The 23530-nt window shown below is 71.7% G+C and carries 42 protein-coding genes; 5 read left to right on the plus strand and 37 right to left on the minus strand.

Translation table 11 applies throughout. From position 1 onward, the window contains the following. On the plus strand, positions 1-234 hold a 234-nt coding region (locus IE247_RS34190; protein WP_229868839.1), incomplete at its 5' end, for a hypothetical protein. A 277-nt stretch (positions 235-511) separates the two neighbouring features. Here IE247_RS34190 and IE247_RS07815 read toward each other — a convergent pair. The 5 genes from IE247_RS07815 to IE247_RS07835 all read right to left on the minus strand — a co-directional run bounded on the left by IE247_RS07815 (position 512) and on the right by IE247_RS07835 (position 4096). Then, positions 512-1276 carry a protein phosphatase 2C domain-containing protein gene (locus tag IE247_RS07815; protein WP_190122211.1) on the minus strand — a complete coding sequence of 255 codons (765 nt, stop codon included), beginning with the start codon at positions 1274-1276 and terminating at the stop codon, positions 512-514. A gap of 36 nt (positions 1277-1312) precedes the next feature. After that, complete coding sequence (locus tag IE247_RS07820) at positions 1313-1972, minus strand: hypothetical protein (RefSeq protein ID WP_190122212.1); 660 nt, start codon at positions 1970-1972, stop codon at positions 1313-1315. 23 nt (positions 1973-1995) lie between these two features. Continuing rightward, positions 1996-2340: a hypothetical protein gene (locus tag IE247_RS07825; protein ID WP_190122213.1), complete on the minus strand. Its 345-nt coding sequence runs from the start codon at positions 2338-2340 to the stop codon at positions 1996-1998. Positions 2341-2514: 174 nt separating this feature from the next. After that, a complete protein-coding gene (locus IE247_RS07830) occupies positions 2515-2997 on the minus strand; it encodes a hypothetical protein (RefSeq protein WP_190122214.1) in 483 nt (160 codons plus the stop codon). A 67-nt stretch (positions 2998-3064) separates the two neighbouring features. Then, positions 3065-4096 (minus strand): hypothetical protein, encoded by a 1032-nt coding sequence (locus IE247_RS07835; RefSeq protein WP_190122215.1) that lies wholly within the window; start codon positions 4094-4096, stop codon positions 3065-3067. 156 nt (positions 4097-4252) lie between these two features. Here IE247_RS07835 and IE247_RS07840 point away from each other — a divergent pair, with 156 nt between their 5' ends. Beyond that, positions 4253-4756: a hypothetical protein gene (locus IE247_RS07840; protein ID WP_190122216.1), complete on the plus strand. Its 504-nt coding sequence runs from the start codon at positions 4253-4255 to the stop codon at positions 4754-4756. A gap of 8 nt (positions 4757-4764) precedes the next feature. Further along, positions 4765-5517, plus strand: coding sequence for a SpoIIE family protein phosphatase (locus IE247_RS07845; protein ID WP_229868849.1), 753 nt, complete (start codon positions 4765-4767; stop codon positions 5515-5517). Positions 5518-5555: 38 nt separating this feature from the next. On the opposite strand, the gene IE247_RS07850 is transcribed toward IE247_RS07845, so the two are convergent. From IE247_RS07850 to IE247_RS07905, 12 genes are all read right to left on the minus strand, one after another. After that, positions 5556-5861: a hypothetical protein gene (locus tag IE247_RS07850; protein WP_190122217.1), complete on the minus strand. Its 306-nt coding sequence runs from the start codon at positions 5859-5861 to the stop codon at positions 5556-5558. Positions 5862-6087: 226 nt separating this feature from the next. After that, positions 6088-6345 carry a hypothetical protein gene (locus IE247_RS07855; RefSeq protein WP_190122218.1) on the minus strand — a complete coding sequence of 86 codons (258 nt, stop codon included), beginning with the start codon at positions 6343-6345 and terminating at the stop codon, positions 6088-6090. A 6-nt stretch (positions 6346-6351) separates the two neighbouring features. Next, entirely contained in the window at positions 6352-7698 is a 1347-nt protein-coding gene (locus IE247_RS07860; RefSeq protein WP_190122219.1) for a hypothetical protein, read from the minus strand. Next, positions 7698-8120 carry a hypothetical protein gene (locus IE247_RS07865; protein ID WP_190122220.1) on the minus strand — a complete coding sequence of 141 codons (423 nt, stop codon included), beginning with the start codon at positions 8118-8120 and terminating at the stop codon, positions 7698-7700. The genes IE247_RS07860 and IE247_RS07865 overlap by 1 nt, the downstream gene beginning before the upstream one ends. A 21-nt stretch (positions 8121-8141) precedes the next feature. Continuing rightward, entirely contained in the window at positions 8142-9071 is a 930-nt protein-coding gene (locus tag IE247_RS07870; protein ID WP_190122221.1) for a hypothetical protein, read from the minus strand. 4 nt (positions 9072-9075) lie between these two features. Continuing rightward, entirely contained in the window at positions 9076-9735 is a 660-nt protein-coding gene (locus IE247_RS07875; protein WP_190122222.1) for a nuclease-related domain-containing protein, read from the minus strand. Next, positions 9732-10841 (minus strand): hypothetical protein, encoded by a 1110-nt coding sequence (locus tag IE247_RS07880; RefSeq protein ID WP_190122223.1) that lies wholly within the window; start codon positions 10839-10841, stop codon positions 9732-9734. The genes IE247_RS07875 and IE247_RS07880 overlap by 4 nt, the downstream gene beginning before the upstream one ends. An 82-nt stretch (positions 10842-10923) precedes the next feature. Continuing rightward, positions 10924-11124 carry a hypothetical protein gene (locus IE247_RS07885; RefSeq protein ID WP_190122224.1) on the minus strand — a complete coding sequence of 67 codons (201 nt, stop codon included), beginning with the start codon at positions 11122-11124 and terminating at the stop codon, positions 10924-10926. Further along, positions 11121-11273 (minus strand): hypothetical protein, encoded by a 153-nt coding sequence (locus IE247_RS07890; RefSeq protein WP_190122225.1) that lies wholly within the window; start codon positions 11271-11273, stop codon positions 11121-11123. Before IE247_RS07890 ends, IE247_RS07885 begins: the two co-directional genes overlap by 4 nt. Further along, entirely contained in the window at positions 11270-11449 is a 180-nt protein-coding gene (locus IE247_RS07895; protein WP_190122226.1) for a hypothetical protein, read from the minus strand. Before IE247_RS07895 ends, IE247_RS07890 begins: the two co-directional genes overlap by 4 nt. Next, positions 11446-11583 carry a hypothetical protein gene (locus tag IE247_RS07900; protein WP_190122227.1) on the minus strand — a complete coding sequence of 46 codons (138 nt, stop codon included), beginning with the start codon at positions 11581-11583 and terminating at the stop codon, positions 11446-11448. Before IE247_RS07900 ends, IE247_RS07895 begins: the two co-directional genes overlap by 4 nt. Beyond that, entirely contained in the window at positions 11583-11978 is a 396-nt protein-coding gene (locus IE247_RS07905) for a hypothetical protein (RefSeq protein WP_190122228.1), read from the minus strand. The genes IE247_RS07900 and IE247_RS07905 overlap by 1 nt, the downstream gene beginning before the upstream one ends. Before the next feature lie 213 nt (positions 11979-12191). On the opposite strand from IE247_RS07905, the gene IE247_RS34955 reads away from it, so the two are divergent. Then, positions 12192-12461: a helix-turn-helix transcriptional regulator gene (locus IE247_RS34955; RefSeq protein WP_373305524.1), complete on the plus strand. Its 270-nt coding sequence runs from the start codon at positions 12192-12194 to the stop codon at positions 12459-12461. Between the two features lie 238 nt (positions 12462-12699). Here the strand turns inward: IE247_RS34955 and IE247_RS07910 are convergent, their stop codons facing one another. From IE247_RS07910 to IE247_RS08000, 19 genes are all read right to left on the minus strand, one after another. Then, positions 12700-13140 (minus strand): RapZ C-terminal domain-containing protein, encoded by a 441-nt coding sequence (locus IE247_RS07910; RefSeq protein WP_190122229.1) that lies wholly within the window; start codon positions 13138-13140, stop codon positions 12700-12702. Between the two features lie 113 nt (positions 13141-13253). Further along, complete coding sequence (locus IE247_RS07915; protein ID WP_190122230.1) at positions 13254-13712, minus strand: hypothetical protein; 459 nt, start codon at positions 13710-13712, stop codon at positions 13254-13256. An 89-nt stretch (positions 13713-13801) separates the two neighbouring features. Further along, entirely contained in the window at positions 13802-14161 is a 360-nt protein-coding gene (locus tag IE247_RS07920; RefSeq protein WP_190122231.1) for a hypothetical protein, read from the minus strand. Beyond that, on the minus strand, positions 14158-14355 hold the full coding sequence (locus IE247_RS07925) for a hypothetical protein (protein WP_190122232.1): 198 nt from the start codon (positions 14353-14355) through the stop codon (positions 14158-14160). Before IE247_RS07925 ends, IE247_RS07920 begins: the two co-directional genes overlap by 4 nt. Continuing rightward, the gene (locus tag IE247_RS07930; RefSeq protein WP_190122233.1) at positions 14352-14915 is read right to left on the minus strand and encodes an RNA ligase 1 family protein; all 564 of its coding nucleotides are present in this window, start codon (positions 14913-14915) and stop codon (positions 14352-14354) included. Before IE247_RS07930 ends, IE247_RS07925 begins: the two co-directional genes overlap by 4 nt. Before the next feature lie 289 nt (positions 14916-15204). Beyond that, complete coding sequence (locus IE247_RS07935) at positions 15205-15828, minus strand: hypothetical protein (protein ID WP_190122234.1); 624 nt, start codon at positions 15826-15828, stop codon at positions 15205-15207. Positions 15829-15906: 78 nt separating this feature from the next. Then, positions 15907-16524, minus strand: a complete 618-nt coding sequence (locus tag IE247_RS07940; RefSeq protein WP_190122235.1) for a hypothetical protein — start codon at positions 16522-16524, stop codon at positions 15907-15909. Positions 16525-16543: 19 nt separating this feature from the next. Beyond that, entirely contained in the window at positions 16544-17044 is a 501-nt protein-coding gene (locus IE247_RS07945; RefSeq protein WP_190122236.1) for a hypothetical protein, read from the minus strand. A 62-nt stretch (positions 17045-17106) separates the two neighbouring features. Further along, positions 17107-17520 carry a hypothetical protein gene (locus IE247_RS07950; protein WP_190122237.1) on the minus strand — a complete coding sequence of 138 codons (414 nt, stop codon included), beginning with the start codon at positions 17518-17520 and terminating at the stop codon, positions 17107-17109. Beyond that, positions 17520-17876 (minus strand): hypothetical protein, encoded by a 357-nt coding sequence (locus IE247_RS07955; RefSeq protein ID WP_190122238.1) that lies wholly within the window; start codon positions 17874-17876, stop codon positions 17520-17522. Before IE247_RS07955 ends, IE247_RS07950 begins: the two co-directional genes overlap by 1 nt. Continuing rightward, positions 17873-18337, minus strand: coding sequence for a hypothetical protein (locus IE247_RS07960; RefSeq protein WP_190122239.1), 465 nt, complete (start codon positions 18335-18337; stop codon positions 17873-17875). Before IE247_RS07960 ends, IE247_RS07955 begins: the two co-directional genes overlap by 4 nt. A gap of 128 nt (positions 18338-18465) precedes the next feature. Next, positions 18466-18831, minus strand: coding sequence for a hypothetical protein (locus tag IE247_RS07965; protein ID WP_190122240.1), 366 nt, complete (start codon positions 18829-18831; stop codon positions 18466-18468). Further along, the gene (locus IE247_RS07970; protein ID WP_190122241.1) at positions 18828-19055 is read right to left on the minus strand and encodes a hypothetical protein; all 228 of its coding nucleotides are present in this window, start codon (positions 19053-19055) and stop codon (positions 18828-18830) included. The genes IE247_RS07965 and IE247_RS07970 overlap by 4 nt, the downstream gene beginning before the upstream one ends. Continuing rightward, on the minus strand, positions 19052-19537 hold the full coding sequence (locus IE247_RS07975) for a DUF6011 domain-containing protein (protein WP_190122242.1): 486 nt from the start codon (positions 19535-19537) through the stop codon (positions 19052-19054). The genes IE247_RS07970 and IE247_RS07975 overlap by 4 nt, the downstream gene beginning before the upstream one ends. Next, the gene (locus IE247_RS07980; protein WP_190122243.1) at positions 19534-19755 is read right to left on the minus strand and encodes a hypothetical protein; all 222 of its coding nucleotides are present in this window, start codon (positions 19753-19755) and stop codon (positions 19534-19536) included. The genes IE247_RS07975 and IE247_RS07980 overlap by 4 nt, the downstream gene beginning before the upstream one ends. Beyond that, positions 19752-20156 carry a hypothetical protein gene (locus tag IE247_RS07985; RefSeq protein ID WP_190122244.1) on the minus strand — a complete coding sequence of 135 codons (405 nt, stop codon included), beginning with the start codon at positions 20154-20156 and terminating at the stop codon, positions 19752-19754. Before IE247_RS07985 ends, IE247_RS07980 begins: the two co-directional genes overlap by 4 nt. Beyond that, positions 20153-20599 carry a hypothetical protein gene (locus IE247_RS07990; protein WP_190122245.1) on the minus strand — a complete coding sequence of 149 codons (447 nt, stop codon included), beginning with the start codon at positions 20597-20599 and terminating at the stop codon, positions 20153-20155. The genes IE247_RS07985 and IE247_RS07990 overlap by 4 nt, the downstream gene beginning before the upstream one ends. Beyond that, positions 20596-21150: a hypothetical protein gene (locus IE247_RS07995; protein WP_190122246.1), complete on the minus strand. Its 555-nt coding sequence runs from the start codon at positions 21148-21150 to the stop codon at positions 20596-20598. The genes IE247_RS07990 and IE247_RS07995 overlap by 4 nt, the downstream gene beginning before the upstream one ends. Positions 21151-21158: 8 nt before the next feature. Next, entirely contained in the window at positions 21159-22526 is a 1368-nt protein-coding gene (locus IE247_RS08000) for a hypothetical protein (RefSeq protein WP_190122247.1), read from the minus strand. Positions 22527-22830: 304 nt separating this feature from the next. Between IE247_RS08000 and IE247_RS08005 the strand changes: the two genes are divergently transcribed. Then, positions 22831-23043, plus strand: coding sequence for a type II toxin-antitoxin system Phd/YefM family antitoxin (locus IE247_RS08005; protein ID WP_190122248.1), 213 nt, complete (start codon positions 22831-22833; stop codon positions 23041-23043). Positions 23044-23051: 8 nt separating this feature from the next. On the opposite strand, the gene IE247_RS08010 is transcribed toward IE247_RS08005, so the two are convergent. Further along, positions 23052-23525, minus strand: coding sequence for a hypothetical protein (locus IE247_RS08010; RefSeq protein WP_229868851.1), 474 nt, complete (start codon positions 23523-23525; stop codon positions 23052-23054). Positions 23526-23530: the final 5 nt, after the last annotated feature.

The following is a 23530-nucleotide window of genomic DNA, read 5'->3' on the forward strand; positions in this document are numbered from 1 at the left end:
CTCCCCCCGCCCCCCCCCGCCCGCAGCCCCCCCGAGCGGGCGAGCCGCCCCGCGCGCCCCCCCCCCCCCCGGGGGGGGGCGCCGGCGCGCTCCTGCGTCTTCGGCGAAGAGGCCGAGCCGTTCCGCAACGGCGAGCGCTCCGGCACGCACGTCCTCGCCCTCACCCGCGACGCGGACGAGACGATCGCGGCCAACGCCGACGAGATCGAGCCGCCTTCGACTCGGAAGTCCTGACCCTTGCCCTGGGTGAGGTCAAAGCTCAGCAGGACGCGCGCGATGGCCACGGTCGGGGTCTTGGGAGGGGGGACTCTTCATCCTCTGGGGCTCCTTTGGGGTGTCCGGATACCACCGGACACCGTCCGGGCGGATAGTGGTTAGTCACTACGCCCAACGCGTGTGACCCGCTGGAGTTCCGGGGCGATCCGAGAGAAAACCGCAGTTCGGACACAGTGGACGCTGTCCGGACACTGTCCGGGCGGACGTGTCCGGACAGCGTCCGGGAGCGTCCGGGTCAGCCGATGTCGGCGAGGAGAACGGTGGCGTTGTCCGCGTAGGGATGCGGACCCTCAGCCAGGGATGCGCGCACGGCGGTCTCGATCGCAGCGTCCACGAACCGCAGGGCGATGCCGGTCGACAGGTCCTCGTCGACCTCGGCGAACAGGTCGTGGCCGGCGTCCTGGTGGGGCTCGTACGCGCCGTCGCTGGCGAGGAGGAGGCGGCACGGTCCGTCGAGCTGGATGGTCACCGCTTCGATTGCCGGGTGGCCATACCTGCTCATGGTCTCGTCGTCGGTGCGCCCGGATCCGAGGTACGAGGTGATCTCGTTCCGGCTCCCGCCGCTGGGGAACCTCGGGGTCGGCGGCAACACCCGGCGCATGTTGTGGTCCTCGGTCAGACGCCGGGTGATGCCGCGTACGAGGAGGTAGGCGCGGCAGTCGCCGGCCCACGCAACTTTCAGCCGCTGGTCGGGGGCGAGGACGGCGACCACCGCGGCGGCCGAGGGCATGTAGCGCCACATGTACGGGTCCTGCCGGTTCGGTTCGGCCGCGTAGCTGTCGTAGATGTGGCGCAGTCCGGCCTCCGAGTCGGCGCGGCGGGAGGCGGCGCGGGCCAGGCGGCGGGCCGCGGTGCGGGTCCACTCACGGACCTCCTCCGTGGAGCCGATGCCGTCGAGGAGGACGTACGCGCGGGTCCCATCGGGGGCCGTGTGGACGGCGGTCGCGTCGCATTGAGTGGTGCGCAGGCCGGTGTTCTGGGCAGTCGTATAGGTGCGCATAGGGGCTCCGTTCTTCTCTGCTTGGACGAGTGTGGGTCAGGCCGCGGCGAGCGTGGTGGCGGGCTGGGCGGTGCGGATGGTCTGCCAGATCTCGCCGGGGGTGATGCCGAAGGGCACGGGCAGCTCGACGAGGATCAGGCCGCCGTCGAAGACCGTGAGGCGTCCGGGGAGGTGCTGGGCGGTGCGGGTGCCGGTGCTCGGCCGGTACACCGTGGGGTGCGCGTCCGCGCGGCCGTGGTCGGCGACCTCGCCGGCGAGGTGATGGTGGTCGGTGTGCAGGTCGAGGAGCGCGACCAGTGCGGCCGTCACCTCCTGGCCGTCGCTGCTGTCGAGGAGGCCGCTGGACAGGATCGCCAGGAGGCGGGCGCGCAGCTCGCGCTCGCGGACCGCGTGGAGCGGGTTGGCGGGCATCAGGTCGCCGACGCCGGGCAGGTGGCCGACGAGGGGCGCGGAGACGTACCCGATGACCTCGCACGGGAATTCGATGGGGGCGGCCGTGCGGGCCTGGTGGAGAATCGCGCGGGCGCGGCCAGTGATGTCCTGGTCTCCGGTCCGGCCGTTGAGGACCGAGGCGGCCTGGTCGAGGGCGCGGGCGGTGAGGCGCAGGGCGCGGGACTCGGGGTGGCCGTCGGCGCGACCCAGGGTGATGCCGGCGAGGAGGAGGGCGCGGTGGGCGGCCTTCGAGCGAGCGTTCATGACGTCGGTCCTCTCTCTGTGGTTCAGGCGGCGGCGACGATGGCGGCGGCGGCCACGTGGTAGCAGCGCGTTCCGCGCAGGCCGGCCGGGCAGTTGCACTGGCCGGAGGCGGCCGTCCGGTAGACCTCGCTGCCGTCGTCGGAGACGGTGAGGAAGATCTGCGTCCGGCTGCGGTGACGCCGGAGGGGGACGAGCGCGCCGAGCTCCAGGAGCTCAACCGCCTTGGTGACCTGCCAGGCGTGATGGCCGGTGGCGTTGGCGCGGGCCCGGCGGACCTTGGCCCGGCACTTGGGGCCATAGCCGTCGGGCGAGGGGCAGCGCAGAATCCGGTGGCACTTGAGGCAGCGGGCGGGCTCGGTGGCGCTCATGGCCGCCCCTTTCGCTTTGGTGGGTGGTGTGTGGTGTCAACCCCCATCATACCCAAGTGACTTTAGGTAAAATAGGTTTGGATTCCTGGGGTGGCAAAGGGTAGGCAAAGAAGCCGAGTTGGAAGTCGGATGCCCGCCCCCTCCTGGGGGCGAGCACCCGCGCAGCCGGTCGGACTACTGACTCTTGGGCCTCACGCAGCCGTCGTGCCGGTCGCAGTTGCACTTCCCGCAGCCCGCGCAGCTCTGCCCGGCACCCAGCCCGCATCCGGAGCAGCCGCCGGACGCCTCCAGGTCGGCGTCCTCCAGCGCGTCCGCCAGGTCGAGCAGCGCGCCCCTCTTGAACAGCTTCCGGGGCCTGCACGAGCCGTCGCAGAACTCCGGGCCGCCGAGGAGCACCGCGTCCTCGCCCTGGTGGCCCTCGCAGCCCTCGGCGTTCCGGACGCGTACGGTGATCTCGCCGATCTTCAGCTCTCCCTCGCCCTCGATGTCGGCGCGGGACCGGAGGGCGCCGACCTCGGCGATCATCGCCAGGTGGTCGGTGACGGGCTCGCCCTGGGCTCGGGCAACGCCCCAGACGATGTCCCGCAGCGGGCCGGGGCCACTGGCGAAGAAGGTTCGCTCCTCGATGGCGGGGTGCTCGATCGTGACGTCGTACATGGCGGTTCTCCTCCGTTGGATGGTGGAGGGGCGGGCCGGGCGGCCCGCCCCGGTGTGCTGGTGCGGGTCAGGCGCGGGCCGGGTCCGGCTGCGGCCGGTGGGCGAAGACGCACAGGGAGCTGAGGCGCAGGGGCTCGACAGCCCATCCGGCGTCCGCGAACCGGTCACGGACGGCTTCGAGGCACGGGCCGTGCAAGCCGTCGTCCCGGCGTCGGGCGAGGCCGCGCTCGATCCAGTAGGCGGCGACCAGGCCGTGGCCGCGGGGCTCGACCGCGAAGCCGCTCACCGGGACGTCGGTGTCGGCCGGGTCCGTGATGTCGTGCTCGTCGGTCAGGTTCGCGCCCTTCATCCCGGCGAGAACGGTGCGGGCTGCGATGACGTCCGGGTGCTCGGAGTGCCGGGGGGCGCTGCCCCTGGTCCACGCGGCCGGAGCGGCCTCCAGCTCGGCAGCGGCCCGGTTTGCTTCGGCTGCATACACCGGGTCGTGCTTCGCGAGGTAGTCCACGGCGATGGTCAGGCGGTTAAGGGCCGCCTTCCACTCGGGGTCTGTCGCGTCCGGGTTGGTGCGCACCCGGGCGCCAGCCTCTTCGGCGGTCTGGCGGGCCTCGGAGATCAGCCGGTCGATCCGCACCTGGGCGGCCTTCTCGCGCTCGCCGGACAGGGCGGACTGCTCCTCGTCCAGCTTTCCGCTCACGGTGCCCTCGTGGCAGAGCGTCGAGGTCTCGCCAGGGGCCGCGCCGTGCGGGTCGGAGGTGTACCGGTCGTGAACGAGGACCTGGTCGGCCGCCTCGGCGAGCGCCAGGATCTCGGCGCTGCGCTCGCCGGGCTCGATCGGGTCGGCGGAGCAGCGGGCGGCGGTCAGGGGGGAGTCAGGCTCGGTGGCCGCAGGGCGCTCGGCGGCCAGCTTCTCGGCGGCCTTCGTGCACGGGGAGCAGAACCGGTCGACGTCGGCCAGCTCGGCGTCGGTGAGGCGTGTGCCGGTCCGCCGGCCGCACAGGGCCTTGTCGACCGCGCTCTGCGCGTAGTGGGGGAGGACGCCGCTGGCACTGCGGACCGGGATGATCCCAGCCTGCTGGTGGAGGGGGAGCGCGTGGGGCATGGTTCTGGCCTTTCGAGGTGGGTGGTGAGTGGGTCACCCCCCATCATACCCAAGAAGACTTAGGTAAATCGTGTTGGCTAAAGAAATCGCAGGAAGATTGCGCAGCACCAACGGCACTCGCGCTTACCGAACTCAACTTGTGGAACACTCCTCCGCATGACCGCCCGACCGAAGAAGACCCGCACCCCCTACACGCCGAGCGCCGACCTGGTGACCGCACTCGCCGATCTGAAGACCGAGGAGGCAGCGTTCGAGACGGCCCGCCAGGCCGCCCGCCGCGCGGTCGCCGACGAGCTGCGCGCCTCCGGCCAGTCCAACGCCCGCGTCGCCGAGCACACCCCGTGGACCGAGGAGACCGTACGCGGCATCGCCAACGAGCACGGCATCCCGCCCCGGCCGAAGGGCGGCAACCCGCCCACGTACAAACCCAGTCCGGAAATCGCCGCCGCGTTCGCCGCCCTCACCAAGGCCGGAAAGGATTACGAGGAGAAGCGACAGGCGACACGCAAGGCGGTCGCAGACGACCTTCGGGCCGCGAAGGTGTCCCACGCCCGCGTCGCCGAGCACACCCCGTGGACCGAGGCGACCGTACGCAGCATCGCCGAGGAGCACGGCGTTCCGCCGCTTCGGAAGCCCACCGTCCGATCCATCCACGACTGAGGAGCCCAGTGGCAGACACAGACACCGAGAAGACGACAGCACCCGTGGTGACCGTCGGCGTTGCGCAGCGGCCCGGGACCGAGCCGCCGTACGCGGATGGATGGCACGTCCACCGGCGCGGTGAACGGGTGTCTGCGGTCGTCGTGGACGGGGCTGGCCACCACGAGGTCGTCGTCGACTACGCCCGGCTCGCACCGTCGACGGTCGCCCTGACGGGGATGGCCATGGGCGGGCTCGTCGGCCTGATCACCGCCGGCCGCATGGCGCACGCGTACGAGTATCCGCCGCACGTGTCTGCCGCCATCGCCTCCGTGGAGCCCGGACTCCCGACCAGCGTCCATTGGATCGGCGACTGCCGGGTGTGCGGCTGGGACGGCGAGAAGCTGACCCTGTGGTCAACGGACCAGACCATGGGCGAGTGGCTGCGCTGGAACGGCGGCAAGACAATCAAGGTCCTGCCCGTCGAGGTCACCGAGACTCAGGACAACTGGGCGCGCCTCGGCCTCTCCCAGGCGACCGAGATGACGTGCCGCCAGGTGGAGATCCCTGAGGACATCCCGCTGGTGATCATTTACAGCGACGGGGTCTCGGACCAGGTGACCCCGGAGACCGCAGAGGAACTGTGCCGGGAGCACGCCGATGACCCGCAGGCCCTGGCTGACGCGCTCGTAGCCGCCGCCGAGGGCGAGAACGACAAGGACACCGGGGAGTTTTACCGGGACGACGCGACCGTGATCGTCCTGCGCAGGCCCGCCGCCTGACACGGCCCTGCCTCCCGCCGGGCGACCTGGCGGGAGGCTCAGTTGAACAGGCGCAGGTAGGCGGACCGGCCCGCCCGGAACGGGTCCTCCGCGATCATGCCCCGCTCCACGGCGGTCCGGATGTCCGACAGGGCCAGCTCCAAGGCGTCCACGACCGGATCGCGCTCCGGGGGGACGCCCGGGAGCGCGCGCAGTCTGGCCAGCGCCGTGGCGAACGCCTCGGGAAACGCCTCTTCGGTGAAGGCACGGTCGTCGTTGTCCAGGGCGGCGTCCTCCAGGACATCGTGGAGGCTGGCCGTGTACCAGTCGTGGGCCTGGTCGCCGGTATCGGATTCCGTGGTCACGCACTCAGTCAAGCATGGTGCTGACACGCAATATCGCCCTTTGCTTGCGCGACGAGGTGGCCGTCGGGGAACGCCCGCATGCGACGCTGTCGCACCTGCCATGACGGCCTCCTGCCAGCTGTCGGACGGGCGGAGCCGCACCGTCCCGGAAGACACGCAGTGGCCCCGCACGGAGTTCGTGCGGGGCCACTGCGCGTGCCCGGCCCGCCGGGGGAGGGCGGGCCGCCTAGGCGGCGCGGGCCATGATCAGGATCACGAGGAGAAGAGCCATCAGGCCGCCTGCGATCCACTGCCCCGGGGGGATGTCCGAGGGCCGGAACGGCTCGGGCTGGATGATCTGCTCGCCGTCCGGGACGTGGCCGCCGTGGAACTCCTCGCGGTGCCTGCGGCGCTCCTCGGTCGCGCCGGCCTGGGTGAGCACCGAGGGCGACGTCGTCTTGCATCGCTCGCACCGGTACTGGTAGCCCATCGCTGCCTCCGTCATTTCAGATCACCTCCCCTCATAATGCTGGATTTTCCATGCGGTCGGACCCCGGTCGGCGTCCTGGATGAACCGGTATCCGGCCGCGATGTCCTCCGCGATCCAGCGCTCGGCGGCCGGGTCGCCCCCCTCTGCCGGGGCGTTGGCGGTGTTGTTGGTGTTGGTGTTGGCGGCCTGACCTGCAACAACAACGTCCCCTTGGGGGGGGTCCTGAGCAGGGGGCAGTGGCGGGAAGTCGTGGTGGTGGATGCCGGGCCCGTTCCCGGCCGGTGAGCGCACCCCCGCCCGATAGGGGATACCGGCCTCATCCAGCAGCCCCTTCACGGCCCGAGTATCGGGCAGGGAGAGGTGTGCGCGGAGGGTCGTGTGAAGCACTCCGCTGCCCCCTTGGTAGAGGTGGTGGAGAGCCCGGATCAGGTCCTGCCGGGAGAGGCTGGCAGCGGCTTCTTCCGGCTCCTCTTCCAGTTGCTCTTCAGGCTCCGCTTCCGGCTGCTCTCCCGACTCCTCTTCGACCTCTTCCAGGAGGGCCGAGTCGACCTTCTCGTCGTCCTTTTTGCCGGCCTCCTCGCCGGTCGCCTCCTGGCGCTTCCGAAGGCGAGCGAAGAGGCCGCCGCGGGGAGCGGGGGCACCCTCCTTCGACGCCTCCTCGGTGGCCTCCTTCTTGCCTTCCGCCGAAGCCTTGCTCTTCGCGGGGGCGTCCTTCTTGTCCTTCGCGGGGGCCTTGCCCTTTTCGCCCTTCTCCCCCTTCGCGGCCCCCTTCACGGATTTGCTTTCGGGAAGTTCGATCTGGCCGGAGGCGACCAGGGCGGCGAGAGTGAGCGCCACTCCCCCGACGATCCAGGGCGTGATCCAGCTCCGCTGTGACAGCTGCGCCACCCAGTAGACGGCGAACCCGGTGCCGGCGAAGCGGGCCCCGATGGAGCCCTTCGATCCGATCTGGCCAGTGAGCCACTGGATGCCGAGCACTATGAGCATGGTGAGGCCGGTGGCGCAGAGGCAGAGCATCTGCCACAGGGCGGTCAGGAGGCTGCTCAGGGCGCGTAGGAGATGGCGTAGACCGCGCAGGAGGTGCGGGCTGGCGTTCTTGCCGACCTCGACGGCGAGCGGGCCCAGCTCGGCGAGCGGGCGCGGGTCGGCGTACTGCCGGAGTTCAGGCAGGGCGAAGCCGCGGGGGCGGGCCTGCTCCCCTGCCTCCTCGCGCTCGGCTCCTTCGGCGGCCTCGGAGGGCGCATGCGCGGACGGGGCGTCGGCGTCGGCGTCGAGCGAAGGGACGACCGCAGGGGTCGGGACCGGCCATGTCCCCGAGCCCGACTCCTCGTCGGGCCCGGGGACGGCGTGAAGGTGTGCGGGGCTCATCAGGAGATCCGGCTCACGATCGAATCGAACATGTTCATGAACACGGCCAGGGATCCGCCGGAGGATCCGGCGGCGAAGGAGAACAGGATCGTGACGACTGCCAGGGTGCGGGTGGTCTGCTTGCGGTACAGGATGATCGAGAGCAGGATCACGGCAAGGCCAGCCATGGTGATCCGGCCACCTCCGACTGTGACACCGACGTCGTTGAGGACCCCGAGGATGTCCTGCACGATGCTGCGGAACTTCAGGGGATCACCTGCTGCTGCAAGGCCGCTTCCGGCGAGGAGGCTGAGGCCGAACACGGCACCCCAGCCGAGTTCGGGCATCTTCCCCTTGCCGGCGTTCTTACCGGTGCCGAACATGAGGAGCGTTACGAGGAAGGCCGCGACGCCGAAGGAGCCGAGGCCACCGATGACAGACATGGTCAGGATTTCCGTTCTGGGTTAGACCTCGGCCGACGTTCCGTACAGCAGGACGCCGACGACCATCGAGACGAGTGGGATACGGGCGAGGAGTGCGATCGGCGGGAGCCAGCTCCGGGACTTGTGGTCGAAACACCAGATGGCGACGGCGATGCCGTACCAGATGCAGACGTAGAAGTCGGTCCACGAGTCGTACGTAGCGGCGAGGTAGGCGACCTCGGCCGTGAAGAACTGCGGGACTCCGCCCGCGAATCCGCCGGCCAGGGCGGTGCCGTTGTAGAGGCCGTGGCGGGTCGGCCCGCGCAGACTCCCCCACCACTCGGTCACGGACGCCTTGGGGTTGAAGGGCTGCGCCCTATAACTGGGGCGCTCGTACTCCTTCTTCGGGTTCTTGCCGTACAGCCAGCGTCGGCGGATCGTCGGGGGGACCGTGTCGCCACCCTCGCCCTCTTCCTCGCTGGCAGCCTCGTCCTCGCCGGTCTCCTCGTCGGTCTCCTCGTCGAGTTCGTCGTAGTCCTGGGGGACGTCGAGCTGCGTCTCACAGTCCGCGCACCAGAAGGCGACGAGCATGCCGGTGGGCTTGGCGCGGACCTCGTGCGGGGCCGGGTGCTCGCACGGGTCAGGAGCGGGGACGTGGTGGGGAACGCCGTTGATCCACTTCACGCTGTCGCCGGTGGGCTGCGGGGGCGGGGTGATGTCCTTCTTCGGGGCCCACCAGTCGGGGAGGCGGTGCCCGTCGCGGTCGGGCACTTCCACCCGGGCCGCCGGGGTGGCGACCTGGGCGGGGATGGCCGGCGGCTCGGCGGCCACGGGCTGTGCCGTGTCCACGACCTTCTTCTCCGGCTCGTCCTTGGCCCGGCCGAACTGGAAGACGTCACGGACGCGGAACGGGCTCTCGGCCGGGCTCTCGGCCGGGGCCTCGTCTTCGGGCTGATCGTCGGTGCGGTCCACGCGGTCACTTCCTTCGGTACGGCGTGAAGAGGGCGGCGGCGCGGCGGCCGGGGTGCTCCCCCGCCGCGCGGTGACGGCGGTTCAGAGAGCGCAGGACGGGCACGGTGCGGTCTGCGGGGACGATCCGGATGCCGTCGAGAACCAGCTCCCCGGCGGCGATCGGGGCGCCTTCCATGGAGACCAGGGGTGCTGCGTGGCATCCGAGGGCCTGGCCGACGGCGCGGGCCTCGTGGCGAATGCCGCGCAGCCGGTCGGTGACGTCGCGGTCGCCGTGCATCAGCCGGCCGCCGGAGACGCGGAGCGGGTAGCGGGCCGACCACTTCTTGCTGTCGAGGACGATCACGATGCCGCTCGGGCTGATCACGAGGTGGTCGACGTTCGCCCGGCCGGTCGGCAGGGCGCGGTCGTGGAGGACCGTCCAGCCCTCGCGGGCCAGGGGGCGGAGGCGGGCGGCGGTGCGCCGCTCCCCCACTGCCCCGGCGGCCCACTGGTCTGCCTGGCGACCGCGTGCGGTCTGGATGCCCGCGAGGTCGGCAAGGCGGACCAGGGGACTGCGGAGGCTACGGGCTCGGGCGGCGGCGGAGGAGCCCGCACCGGGCCGCCGGTGCTGCTGGACGTACCAGGCAGCAACGGCGACCGCGGCGAGGACCAGGGCGAGGGTCATGACGCCTTCTCGATTCGGGACCGGGTGCGGCGGATGGTCTCGGTGAGGTTCGGCCGGTCGCCGTGCGCGGCGCGGATCTGGGCGGTCAGGTCGTCGTCGCTGATCTTCGGGTCGGCCTTGAGGATCTGGCGCATCGTGGCGGCCATCGAACCCCCGGAGATTGGGGTGACCGGCGGTGCCGGAGGCACCGGCGCGGCCGGGGGTGCGGGCGCGGCCGGGGGTGCGGGGGGCGGGGGGACCTGGACGGACACCGACCCGGCCGGCTCTTCGTACGCAGGGGGTGCTGGCGCGGGAGGCACCGGCGCGGCCGGGGGTGCGGGGGGCGGGGGGACCTGGACGGACACTGTCCCGGTCGGCTGTCCGGACATCTGCGGGGCCAGGGCTTGAGCGGGCTGCTCCTGGGCGGGCGGCAGGGCCGTGGTGGCCTGCTCGGTGGCGAGGATCGCCCCGGCCGCCTCGTACTCCTTGCCGCCGATCGCGCTCTGGTAAGCAGCGCGCCGGTTCAGGCGGGTGATGCGGTCAGACAGCATGGCCCGACCGGCGAGCTGCTGCTCCTGGTCGGTGACCCAGTGGGCGACGCGGTCCGACAAGGGCACAGCGTGGTGGCGCAGCAGCAGCCACCACGCCCCCTTGGCGAGGAGGTCGGTGCAGGCTCCGACGATGCCCGCCTCCGGGTGGCCCAGGGTCTCGCCGTAGGTGTAGACGGCCGCCATGCCCACCAGGAGGGCGACCCAGCCGCCGATCTGGGCGGGGCGGGCCCGCTGCGGGGAAACCCTGTTCAGCCACTCGATTCCGAGGCAGTAGACCCAGGTGAGGGTGAACACGGTGCCCATGCCGTACGCGACGAGGCCCGGTACGAGGGGGGCGAGGAGTCCGCCGATGCTGGCGGCGGTCCCCACTGCGGCAACGACGAGGAAGACGATCGCGATGCACGTGAGGGCGCGGAGGATCGTCTCGTCCCACTCGCGCGGCGGCTGGGGCTCCCAGGCGTCGTAGCCCACGGGCCGGGTGGAGGGGCGGCCGTCGATGACGGTCGTCTCCTGCCGGTGGCGTCGGACCTTCTTGTACTTGACGCCGGGCACACGATGCTCGGTGGCCTCGTCCATCGGTCTTGCCTCTCTGTGTCGCGACACGGGGATGGCCGGCCCGCCCGAGGGGGATCGGGGCGGGCCGGCCGGTCTGCCGCCGCTAACGGAAGCGGCGGCGGTCCTGCTCCTCCCACGCCTGTCCGGCGCGGGCGGCCTCTCGGATGTCCGCCTGTCGGCGGGTGCGGGCCCTGGTCCGCTGCTTGGCGGCGGCCCGCTCGGTGGCGGACCGGCGGCCCGCGTACGAGGAGGCGGCCAAGGCGCGGTCGCTGCCGCTGCGGAGCCAGGTGGGGAGCAGGCTCATCGCCTGCCTCCGTTGCCCGGGGTGGTCGGAGTACCAAGGCCGACCGGCGGGAGGGTCCCGGTCGCGGCTACCCGCTCCTTGTGCTCCTGGTATTCCTGGAGGCACCGCTGCTGCTCGGTCGGGGGCTGGGCGTTCTGCTGCTCGCTCACCGCGTCCTCCCCTCGCGGGCGAGGACGCGGCGCAGGACCTCGTCCGGGTTCGGGTCGGAGTCGCCGGGGTGGTGGGTGATGACGCCGGGCTGGACCCAGCTCTTGCACTTCTTGCAGACGTACTGCGAGCCGCTGCGGCTCATCGGGCGTCCGCAGCAGGTCGGGGCGTCGCTCATCGGGCCCTTCCCTTCGCGGCGGCCGAGTTGCCGGCGCTGGCGGCGGCGGCGCGCTGGGCGTCCTTGACGGACCGCGGGTCGCGCTGCGGGGCGGCGGCCTTGTACGCGGCGGCGGCCTTCTCCTGCTCGGTCATCAGGCGCGACCGCCCTTCGGCACGCCGGTCGGGGTCGGGGTCGGCTCGGTGCGGGGGCGCGGGAGCGTGGGGATGACGCGCTCGTCGGCGTCACCGCCCCACGCCTGGTCGGTCTCGGCGATGTGCTTGCGGAGCCACAGCGCGTACTCGCCCCGGGTGAGCCCGCTGGTGGGCTCGGGGGAGGCGTCGAGGGCGATGCGGGCGATCGTGTCGGCTCCGCCGCTGATGCTGCGGTCGGTGAGCTTGTACGCGCTCGCGCCGAAGGCGACGAGGAGGTCCTGCCGCTCCAGGGCCTCGGTGGGGCGCGTCTCGGTGAAGTGGCTGGCGACGGCGAGGACGACGGCACGTACGGCCGCCTCTTCGCTCGCCAGTTTCAGATCAGTAAGCTGGCTCATGCGTCATTCCTGTCGATAGCAGGTTTGGCGTGTCCCGATCCGCGCGTGCGACCGCTCGGGTTCGGGGTGGTGGCCCGGGATGCGACTCCCGGGCCACTGCTTTCAGCAGCCCCGGACCTCTTGCGTGCGACCGCGCGAGCCGGGGCTTTGTGCTGACACAACCAGGCTAGCAACTTCTTGCCATTTGTCAAGAAGTTGGAGAGGATGACGCCTATGTCTGAGGAGCGCCCGGCCAGAGGGGGGGACGATCTGCTTTCCCTCGCTCAAATCAAGCAGCGGTTCGGCGTCAGCCGGACGACCATCCACGGATGGAGGGCGCGAGGGGACTTCCCCGACCCGGAGCCGACGCCAGGAAGTACCCGCCTCCGCTGGCGGGAGTCGGCGGTGGCCCGATTCATGGAGAACAACCCGAAGCGCCAGGGTGCCCGGACGGACCTGAAGTCACCGGGAGAGAGCAAGGAGGGCGACGGCCGATCGGCGTAGGCCGCCCCCTCCCCCCGACCGGCGCGCGCGAACTGCTCGTTCATCGTTCGTTTATCGGGCTCAACCGGGGTGATTCCACCAGCCGTCGAGAACGACGAGGCCCTTCCCGCAGGTGCAGCGGGAAGGGCCTCGTCGTTCTCGGATGCAGGGTCGCCAGTTGTGATCCAGGGCCGCGCGAGCAGCGGTCCGACCCGCGCGGACAGAATATCCGGACACCGTCCGGACGATGTCCAGTCCGTCAGCGGTGCTTGCTGGACGGGAGGACCTGGCGATGAACGTCCCGGTGGACCACGTCCGTCTCGTATCCCCCGACTCGCGCGAAGTCCACGAGGAGGGTGTGGACCACGCGGGCGACCGCGACGGCGCGGTGCCGGCCGCCCGCACAGCCGGTGGCGATGGTGACGGCCTGCGGCTGCGCCTGGTCCATGAGCATGTGGGCGGCCAGGGCCGCGTTGTGAGCGAGGAGCTGTGCGCCGGGGGTGGCCAGTACGCGCTCGTAGACCGCATCGTCCAGGCCGGTGAGATGACGCATCTTCGGGTCGTGGTGCGGGTTGTGGAGGGCGCGCCGGAGGTCGAGGGTGATATCCGCGGTGGGCGGTTCGATGACGGTGCGGCCGTCGTCGTCGAGGGTGCCGCTGTGGCCATAGCCGAAACTGATCACGCGGATGTGTGTGGTCATGGCTTCAGTCTTGCCGGGCGAGGGGGCCGCGCGGGGTTCATGCCGGGAGTTTCCTGTTTCCTCTTTCCCGGCCGATCGCGGCCCCCGTCGTGTCCGGACGGTGTCCGTGCTGGTCAGCCGTGTCCGGCGGCGACGGCCGCCGCGAGGGCGATGCATCCCTTGTGCCACGCCTGGTCGAGGAGCGCCCCGGCACCGGGGTCGCGGCTGAGCCAATTGCTCTTGCCGGTGGCGTGGGCGGCGCGGACCAGGAGCGGGGCGTCGTCGCCCTCCTCGGCCCAGTGCCCGGCGCACCGGTCCACCGCGTAGTGGGTCGCGGCCGACAGGGCGAGGCCGGCGAAGGCGCGGCCGGGGCGAAGGCCGAGCCCGAAGGCGCGGTTCACCGCCCACAGGGCCGCGCCCTGGGTTGCCGTGTACGACAGGACGTGTCGCGCGCAGGCAGCGGCCCCCTCGGGGCCGGGCTTGCCTTTGCTTTCGGCTTCCTCATCCCGCTGGACGATGTAGTCGCCGACTTCGTGGGCGGCGGTCAGGACGGCGTAGGCTGCGGCGAATCGGGCGGCGGCGGACGTGGCCATGGTGGAGGCTCCTTCATTCGGTGTCTCTCATGCTGGCCGCGCGGGGCCATCCAGTGTGCTCATGGAGTGCATGCGGGACGTGGGACAGCTCACGGAAGTCGGCGCCGGGGCGGCGGCCCGTACGGGGAGGCCCAGGGGGGCCGGGTCCGGGCGGGAGCGTTCACTGGTTGGGGGACGGCGGCGCGCAGGGCTCGGCCGAGTTGAGCCATCACGGGGGCGATGGCCTCGGCGGCCGGGCGCAGCGCCTCCATGAACACATGGATCGGCGCGAATGCCTCGCGCATAAGGCTGGCGGCCTCTTCGGCGACGAGGCGCGTGTGGGGGCCAGTGTCGCCCCGGTGGACCTGAGCGACGGCGGCGGCAGCCTCCTCGGCAGTCAGGCCCTGGTGCTGGATGAGCCGGCGGATCAGGACGAGGGCGGTGCCAGCTCGGGTCTGCTCGGGGGTCATTCGGTCGGGTCCTTCTGGAGGAGATCGACGGGCACGTCGAAGGCGGCGGCGATCGCGTGGACGGCCGCGCGCCGGTCGGCCGGGGACAGGGTCTGCTGCGACTCGGGCGCGGAGGTGAAGGGGGCGGCGTCGGCGCGGTGTTCGTACGCCGGGGCGGGCGCGTTCATCTGTGCAGCTGGGGGCGTATCGCTCACGGCCGGGGGAAATCCTTGGCCTTGATCTTCGCCATGCGTCCGTCTGGATGGTGCCAGACGATGCCCTCGTACGGGCGGGCGTGCAGCCACTGCCGCAGGCCGTCGTAGTCGCGGGGGGCGGTGTCGCAGTCCGTGCGCACGGACAGGGGGGCCCATCCGTGAGGCAGGAGGACGTGTGTGTCGTAGCCGTCGGGGTTTCCGTTGACGCGCGGTCCGACCAACTCGTAGGTGCCGGGGGATTCGGACGCCAGGCCGTCGACGGCTTCAGCGTGGATCTTCTTCCAACTGGCCTGGGCGATGGGCTCCCATCCCATCCGCTTGCCGGTTGCCTCGTCGGTGGAGATGAGGAGGTAGTTGGGGGGCGGGGTCTTTTCGGCCTTGACCTCGCGGCGTGCCCACCATGCGCCGGTGGCGTCGAGCATCACGCACACTCCGTCCCACTTCCGTGTGGGGGTGCCTTCGCCGGCGGCGACCCACGAGCAGGAGGAGGTGATCTCGGGGAGGACGTGCGCGGGCCGGGCGTTGTAGTCGCGGGTGAAGAGGGTTGGGATCTTCTGCATGGTCGTCAGTCCTTGTCGGGCTGGTGGGCACCCTTTTCACGGGCGATGAGGTTCAGGGCTTCGGCGAACGCTGCGCCGGCGAGGTGTCGGGGCACCCGGGCGCGGTACTCGATCCGGACGCCGTCCGGGATGTCCGCCGCATCCGTGTCCAGGCATGTCCTGACGGTGTCCGGGCTGGTGGGGGCGGGGTTGCAGCCGCTCGGCTGCGCTGTGTCCGGCGCTGCGTCAGGGTCAGTCCCGGATTCTGTCCGGATGTCCGGTCGCCCGTCCGGACGCGGTCCGAGGGCAGTCACGAGGTGGACTCGGGCTGGTGCCGGTCCTGGAGCGGGGTCGGCGCTGCAGGGAAGAAGCAGGGCTCACCCCCGCCATTCAGAACGGCCTTCGGCTGGCCCGGGGCGGGCGCGGGCGGGGGGACGGCGATGGGGACCTGGGCGGTCAGGTGCGGGTCGAGCTGCTGGCGGGCCGCCTCGGCGACGTCGGCGGGAATCAGGAGCAGCGGGGGGCCCTGCGCCCACAGCAGGTGGTCGGGGCGGACGTGGAGGTGGAACATCCTCAGCAGCGCCTCCGCCATGTGCTCGGCGCACTCCGGGGACAGGTCGAGCGCCCATCCCTGGTGGGCGTGCTGGAGCGCCAGGGCGATGTCGTCGAGGGTCGCCGGCCGGGGGCCGAGGGACGGGTTCAGCGCCTCGTCCCACTGGTAGTCGCAGCGCTGGCACTGGCGCTCCAGCCGGGCCGGGAGCGGGCCGCGCCGCTCGGTCCGGCCGTTGTACTCCTCGACCAGGAGGCGGGCGACGGACGGCCGGAAGACGGTGAACGCCTCCGGGTGGGAGCACATCACGCACACCGTGTCGTCTCCGGAGAACGGCGGGAGGGGGGCGAAGTCGGGCGGGGGGACGCTGGCTGTGTCGGCCACGAGGGGGCTCCGTTCATCAGGTGGCCGCGCGGCAGGAGTTGCCGCGCGGCCGGGGGATGGTAGGCCCTTCGGCGGTCGTCACAGAGGGTCTTCGCCGTGGCGGGCACCGTCGAGGAGAGCACGAATCCGGTCCGCGACCGGGTCGGACACGTCGATTCGCTCCGCCGTACGGCGAACTTCCTCGTCAAGGTCGTCCGCCCACACTTCCACCCGGACGAGTGCAGCGTGGGCCTGGTCGGCGCTGCGGTAGTCGCCGACGCTGCCCTCTTCGTCCTCGGCGATCTCGTCGAGCCGCTTCCGGGCTTCGGTCCACGCGTCGTGGTGGTCGGGGCCACCCCAGCCGAACGCTTCGGGCCTGATGGCGTGGGCGGCGTCGCGGAATGTCTGGGCGCGCCCCCGGCTCCCGGCTCGGGGCCGGCCGTCGCCGGGGACGACGTCGAGAGGCACGGCGGCCAGGGCCTGGCCTGTGGAGGGGATGACGAGCGGGAGGAGGCCGACGGTGACGGCGGCGCGGAGCCAGTTTCTTGCCGAGGTTCGCCAAGTGTGCCGCTCGTCCTCGCTCAGCTCGGCCCATGGCCGGCGGGCGTCGGGCGATGCCTTGTGGGCGGCGATGGCCAGGGCGCGGATGCGGGGGTCGGTGTGGTGGAGGCGGGCGGCGGCCTCGGGGCCAGTCGCCGGGACCGGGGTGGTGTTCATGGTGCTGTTTTCCGTTCGGTCAGAAGCCGTCGGCGTACGAGGCGAGGATCCAGGCCGGGGCAGCCTGCAAGGGGGTGAGGCCGAGGGCTTGCAGGGCCTCGGCGAGCAGGTCGTCCCAGTCGGCGGCGAGCCGGCTGCGGGTCAGGTCGTCGACGTCGATGACGACCGGGTCACCGCGGCGCGCGGTGGTGACGTTGACGGCGAGGAGGTAGCTCGGTGCCCCGTCGGAGCAGTGCGTCTCGACCTTCACGTGGACGCGGGCCTTCGCCGCTTTCTCCCGGTCGTAGTAGCCAGTGTTCCGGGCATCCTCGGTCCACTCCTCGGTAAACCCGCCGAGGACGGCCAGGAGCCGCCGCTCGACGGCGTCGCAGAAGTCGGCTTCCGGGTGCTCCTCGTCGAACCAGTCGAGTTCGGCGAGGCCGCCGTACTCGTCGGTTTCCTGCACCTTCCAGCCGTCTCCGTCTCCGTCGCCGCCGAGGTCGTAGCCGTAGACGAGGAGGGCGTTCGTTGAGCGTCCCATGAGGTGCTTCTCCAGGGTGGGTTGGACCCCGGCCGCCGGGCGGCGGCCGGGAGGCGATGGCGTCAGGGTAGGGTCCGGCCGGTGGCCAGGACGCGGATGATCTGATCGGCGATCAGGCCGGGCCGGTCGGGCGGGGCGAGGAGCAGCGCGAGGTGACCGCCCGCAGGGGCGTTGGGGTGGGCGGTTCCCCAGGACCACTCGGGCCGGTGAACGCCCCACAGGACGTACAGGTGCTCTCCGGCGGCGGCCGGGCCGGGCAGTCCGGGGGCCTGTCCGTCGAGGGGGACGATGATGCTGTGCTCGGTGGCGTGAGCTCCGGTGACGCCCTCGGCGTCGAGGAGGCCGAGGACCGTGCTGGTGATCTCCGGGGGGACCTCGTTCCGCCGGGGGTCGGACCAGCCGAACGGCTCCTCGTCGCGGTCCAGCGGGCTGACGATGGCCACCAGGGCGGGGACGCCGTCGGGCGGGTGGTCCATCACGGGATGTCCTCCTTTGCCGAACGGTGAATCGGGCAGTGCTTGGCGTGGACGGTGCCGAGGCTGGTCCACCAGGTCTCGCACCAGCAGCCGGGAGGGACTGCGGTGGCGTACTCCACGGCCGCGTCACAGTCGGGATCGGCGGGCTGAAGGTGCTGGTAGGTGCCGATGAGGTAGATCACCCGGGCCGCGTGGCGGCACTCGCGGTGGATGCCGACGAGGAGCCCGACGGACGCGGTGAACAGGCCGATCGCCGACAGGGCGTCGCTGGCGTCGAGGGCGAGCGCGCCCGCCCAGACGGCCAGACCGTATGCGGTGGCGTACGCCGCGATGACGGCCTGGCGCGTCCGGTTCACTGGGTGCCGCCGTCTTGGACACGCTGGCGGACGCGGTCGGACACGATCTCGCGGGCGGCGCACACGGCGAGTTCGTAGACGGCGCTGATCGAGTCGGCGAGCACGGACGTGCCGTTACGGTCGGACGGCTCGGCCATGGCCCAGAACAGATCGTGCGCGGTCTCGAACTGGCGGTTGCCCCAGCTGGTGATGAACTGGCCGGCGAACCGGATATCGGGCGGCAGGAGGTCGGAGGAGACCGTGCCGTCGGCGACCTCGACGACCAGGTCGTAAGCGGCGTCGGGGCCATCGCGGTCGCGGGCCCTCTTGCAAGTGGCTTCGGCGAGGGCGGAGAGGAGCGCGAACGTCTCCCTGGGCCCCTGATCGACGATCGGCTGGAGCAGGGCCAGGCCCTCGTCGCGTTTGCCGACGACTCCATACGCCAGGGCCTCGATCATGATGTGCGGATCGGGGGCGGGCATCCTGCTGTCCTTCCTGTGGGTTCGGTGGGATGGTGGGCCGCGGTCCGGCCCGCCCCGCGTCCTTCGGGGCGGGCCGGCCGGGCATCAAGCGGTGGCAAGTTGGGCACCGCAGCCGCAGGTCTCGGTGCTCACCGGCCGACGGTCTTCTCATTGCGGATCTCGCGGGCGGTGTCGACGCCGGGCCAGCTGTCGAGCCCGGCGGCCTCCAGGCAGTCGAGCCAGGCGGAGCGCTCCTCCAGCTCGGCGACGCGGGCGGGGTCGAGCTGGAGGGAGGCGGCCAGGCACGCGGCGATCACGACGGCGTCGGGGGTGTCGCCGGGGAAGCCCGTGTTCGCGCCGTTGGGGGTGGTCACCCCGCAGTCGCCGACGTCGTTGAAGACCGCCCAGACGGCGCCGGAGGGGTGGCGCAGGATCTCCAGCGGCCGGTCCGAGTCGCCGGTCCATCCGGCGGCTTCGAGTGCCTCGGCGACGTCGAGGCGGCTGTTCCAGGTCATGAGGTGATCTCCAGGTCTGCGAGCAGGAGCCCGCTGTCGATGTGGTCGTACAGAGCACGAAGGCGGGCCACGGCCGACTCGTCTCGGAGGGACAGGGCGTCGCGGGTGGGCGGCGGCAGGAGCAGCCAGCAGGTGGAGCACAGGTAGAACCGGGACGGGATCGGCGTCTTGCAGGAGCGGCAGGGCCGTCCGGTGAACGCGCCGCGCGGCGTCCGGGCGGTCACTGGGCGGCCTCGGTGGCCAGGTGGGCGGCGTGGATCTGCCCGACCTGCGGGGTGAGGTACCGGGCGAGGACAGCCGGGTCCATGCCGCTGCGGCACTCCGGTCCGATCCCGACCGTCTTCGACGTGGCGTCGCGCAGCGGCCGGCCGCACTGGCAGCAGCGGATGCCGAACTCGGCGAACCGCCGTCCGGCCGCGACCGGGTCGGTGAGGATCGCGTCGACGACCCTCGTCAGGTAGGCGGCCCGGACCTGCGACCAGGCGGTGACGAACCGCTCGCGCGCGGCCGGGTCGGCGGGGACGTCGGCCCGGCGCGGGACGGGCGGCCCGTACGACGCCTTCGCGGGCCACGGCTTCAGTCCGTCGACCTTCGCGGTGATGACCCTCCGCCAGTAGATGACGGTGTCCGGGGCGGTCGGGTCGTGTACCGCGTAGTAGCCCTCGGCGATGCCGCCCAGCTCGGGCCAGTCCGGAGGAAGTGTCACGGGGTGTCTCCGTCGGTGGTGGTGGGCGCGGCCGGGATCCCGGGCTGGTCGGCGATCCAGCGGCCGAGCGCCTCGTGCAGCAGCCGGGCCGTGGTGAGGCCCATGCGTTCGTGACAGCACTCGGAGTAGACGATCGGGCCGGATGCGTCGATCTCGACGGAGTAGTACGACGTGTGGTCGTCCGGGTCGAACCGGATATCCGCCAGGTAGGCCGTCATCGGGCGTTCCGGCAGTTGAGGGTCCGGCAGCCGTCGGCGATGTAGCAGCCGTGCTCGCAGCGGGGGCGGTTGTACTCCGGCTCCTCGTCGCGGCGCGGGGCCCGGCGGGGCGAGGTCGGGCGCTTGTGCCAGCCGGTCGGCTCGTCCTGCGTCTCGGGGTCCCACTTCTCGACGGCGGCCTCGACGGCGGCCGGGTCGCGCGGGTAGCACCAGGCGTGGTCGTAGCCGCCGGTCTCGCCGGTCGGGACGCAGATCACGCGGATGTTGGAGCCCATCCAGATCCACAGGTAGCGGTGGGTGGCGTCCTCACCGAGGACGTAGCCCTGCCAGTGGTCGTCGTACGGCCGGTCCGAGAGCCGGAACGGAATCCGGTCCTCCGGCTGGGCGGTGAGCAGCTTCACGGGGTGGTCTCTCCTTCGTCGCGGTGGTCCGGCTCGTCGGCTTGGCGGATGAGCCGGGTGTTCGAGGGGTGCTGGCTGATCGAGAGGGCGCGGGCCAGGGCCCGGCCGCCGTAGCGGTCCACGGCGGCCTGGTGGCCGTGCTCGTCGAGGTAGGCCAGTACCTCGGCGGGGGTGAGGTCTGATGGGATCTCGGCAGCTGGTCTGCGCTGCTGGTTGCCGCAGAACAGGCACCCGTTGGTCGCGCTGGGGTCCACGGGGGAGCCGGGGTGGCGGGTGCACCGGTTGGCGCGCTGCTGGCCGCGCGCGCCGGCAACCAGCGCGCGAGCCTGGTCGAGGTCTGCGCTGATCTCGGCGAGGGTGCTGTCGTTGACATCGTGCCGGGTGGCGTACTCGCCGAGTTTGCGCAGGCACGCCCCCAGCGGGGGCAGGTAGTCCGGGTTCATGGGGTGCCGGCTTTCTTGCGGGCGGCGCGGTCCTGGCGGGCGCGGTCCACGGCGGCTGCGTGGGTCCGGGCGCGCTCGCGCCGTACTGCCGCCTCGGGATCCTCGTCGGCGGGAGAGGGCCGGATGTCGGGCTCGCGCCAGCGGGCGGCCTCCGGCGGGGAGGGGCGCCGGGCTTCCTCGACACGCTCCGCGTGCCGGTTGCGGCCGGAGGTGGCGCCGGTGAGGCGCTGCCCGGTGACGGCTCGTGGCTGCTGGACGCCGCGACGGCGGTTGTTGTTGCAGAAGAGGCAGCTGCTCCAGCCTTCCGGGGCGACCGGGTCGACCGGGCCGTGAGGGTGGTCGGTGCAGCCGGTCTTCGATCGCTGGTGGGCGAGATCGGCGGCGATCCAGTACGCCTCTTCCAGCGCTTTCATGACCGTCTGAAAGTCCTCCGGCACGCTGGTGAGATCCAGGTGGTAGGCGAGATCATTCGCGGTCGCCATGCGCGCCTGGAGATCCTTGAGCCCGACGACGCGGGCGGCGGGGACGCGGGGTGAGCGGCGGGGTGGCATCGGGCCTCCTAAAACGGGGCGGCGGGTGACTGGAGGGCGTCGAGCCGGGTCTGGGCCTGCTGCTCGCGGCAACGCCGGTATGCGCTGCTCGGCGGGGCGGCGCAGTTGCCGGGATCGGTCTCCACGGGTGCCTCGCCGGCCGGGGTGCCGTTCACATGGGCAGCGGCCCGGTCCAGTCCGGCATGGCACTCCTGGCACACCCGGTCGTCCGGGACGACGCCGGGGAACGGCTGATCGCAGACCTCGCACTGCTCCCGGTCCCGGTAGAGGCGCGGCGGCCGGTGCTCCGGCACCCAGCGCCCTGCGAGACGGTCAGTGCGCCGCTCCTTGATCCGGGCCTCACACGGCTTGCACGCGTGTCCGGTGTGGATGTTCAGCCCGTCCTCGCACTCCGTGTCCGGGCAGTACGGGGTAGGGCGCAGCAGTTCCTCCACCACGCCGAGGGGGGAACGGAGAACGCCGTCGTGGTGGTCGCGCTCATAGCCGTACGCGGTCCAACGCCGGGCAGCCCGTACGCCGAGCTGGTCGGGCGTCCGGTCCCCGAGCGCACGGGCGATGACCTGGCGGCTGACGTTCGGCAGGTGGCCGTACGGGAACTGCGCGGCGAGGACGGTCCGCAGCTCCGGCGGGAGCAGTGCCTCCGTGGCGTAGATCCGCTGCCGGACGTCCAGCGGGAACGGACTCCCCGGCCCAGTGCCCTTGTCGCTCGCGGACTTCGGCTTCCGAGGGCCAGGCACCGGCCTGGCCGCGACGGAATCTCCAGGTTCCTCCTCAGCCTCGACGGGACCGGTCTTGTCCGTCGCGGCGGAGCCGCTGTCTTCCTCGCGCACGCCACTACCCGCACTAGCCCTACGGGCGTCAGCGGCGCTACGCGCCGAAGGCGCTGGTTGTTCTTCCTTGTTCTGGTTGAGCTTGTTCTTAGTTACCACCCCCTCCGGGGGGTGTACGTCCCCCCCAAGGAGAGGGCCTACGTCCCCCCCCTCCAGAGGGGGTACCTCCTGTTCTGCTGGTTCATCCGGGTGAACGCCTCGGGCGCGTCCGGCCATCGTTGTCCTGGCCAGCTGGCCGTCTCGGTTGGCGTGGTGCCAGTCGGACGACTGGAGCGGACCGGTGAAGCCCTCCGGAGGGTGCACTCTCAGCGTGATGACGTACCGGCGGCCGTTGCCTCCGGTCTTCGTCAGCGTCTCCACATCGACCGCGCCGCCGGTCTCCAACTCCCGCATGTACGGGGCAACCTTGTCGCCGCGGGACAGCCCCATCATCGAGGCCAGGTCGTCGAGCGTCGGCCAGACGACTAGGTCGCCCCGGTCGCGGTTCACGTGCGCGTTGTAGAGGTCGTAGAGCCGGTTCGCCTGTGCGGAGAAAGCGAAAGCCACCCAGTGCGGCTTGATCCCAAAGGGCGGCAACTCGGAATGGACGACCTGCGGAACGTCGGGAGCCCAATTAGTCATCGGACACCCCCCGCAGGGGACGGACACCCAGCAGCGCAGGCGCGGTACCGGCCGCCCTGGGCACTGCTTCCTGACGCATGGTGTCTCTTCTCGGTCGTGCTGTCGGGTGGTGTTTCAGCTGGCGGGGCGCGAGGGCGTATGCGATCCGCGCACCCCTTGATCGTGATGCACATCATAGCCTACATGGCTTTCATGTACATCTAGGCCGACCGTCAGGTACGGTGAGCCCATGAGCGCTACGAGGGACGAGTACGAGCAGTCCATCGCCAAGGTCCGCAACTCCTTCGCGGACGCCGTCGGGCGAGCCCGCTACAACGGGGCCATCACCGTGCTGACCAGCCGCAGCAAGAGGGCGGCGGCCATCGTGCCGATGGAGTTCTACGAGCGCGCCCTGGTCGCCCTCGGCGAGTCCGTCGACCCCAAGGGCGATCCCGACGCCTGACCACTGGTTCACTGCGGGCCGCCTTCGACGAAGGCGGCCTCTTCGGCGTGCGCGGCCCGCCGCTGGTCAGCGATCATGTCCGCGACCCTCCACCGCCGGTTCAGCCGGCGCCGCTCCGCCATGGTGAGCTGCACCGCTCGGCTGTAGACCGACAGGACCCGCGCGGCCGGGGCGCACCAGGTCGGGAAGTGGTCCTCCTCGGACGGCTCGACGTTGCCGATCAGCTCGACGACGTACAGGTCGCCGTACCAGGCCATCGATGCGTAGTGCCGTGCGTACTCCCGGTCCGAGGTCGCATACACGCGGTCCGGGCGGCCGGTCGGCGGGTCGACGACGCCGAGGCCGGGCACGACACGGTTCTCACCGCGCGCGCGGGCCTCGCACGTCGGACACCCGTCGACCGTGCGGTGGTGGCCCGGCTCGATCAGGTCGGCCGGCTTGAGGCCGGGCACGCCGCCGTGGAACAGGCGAGGCAAGGACATCGGGT

The organism is Streptomyces inusitatus, assembly GCF_014651115.1.
In the GTDB taxonomy this organism is placed as follows: Bacteria; Actinomycetota; Actinomycetes; order Streptomycetales; family Streptomycetaceae; genus Streptomyces; species Streptomyces amakusaensis.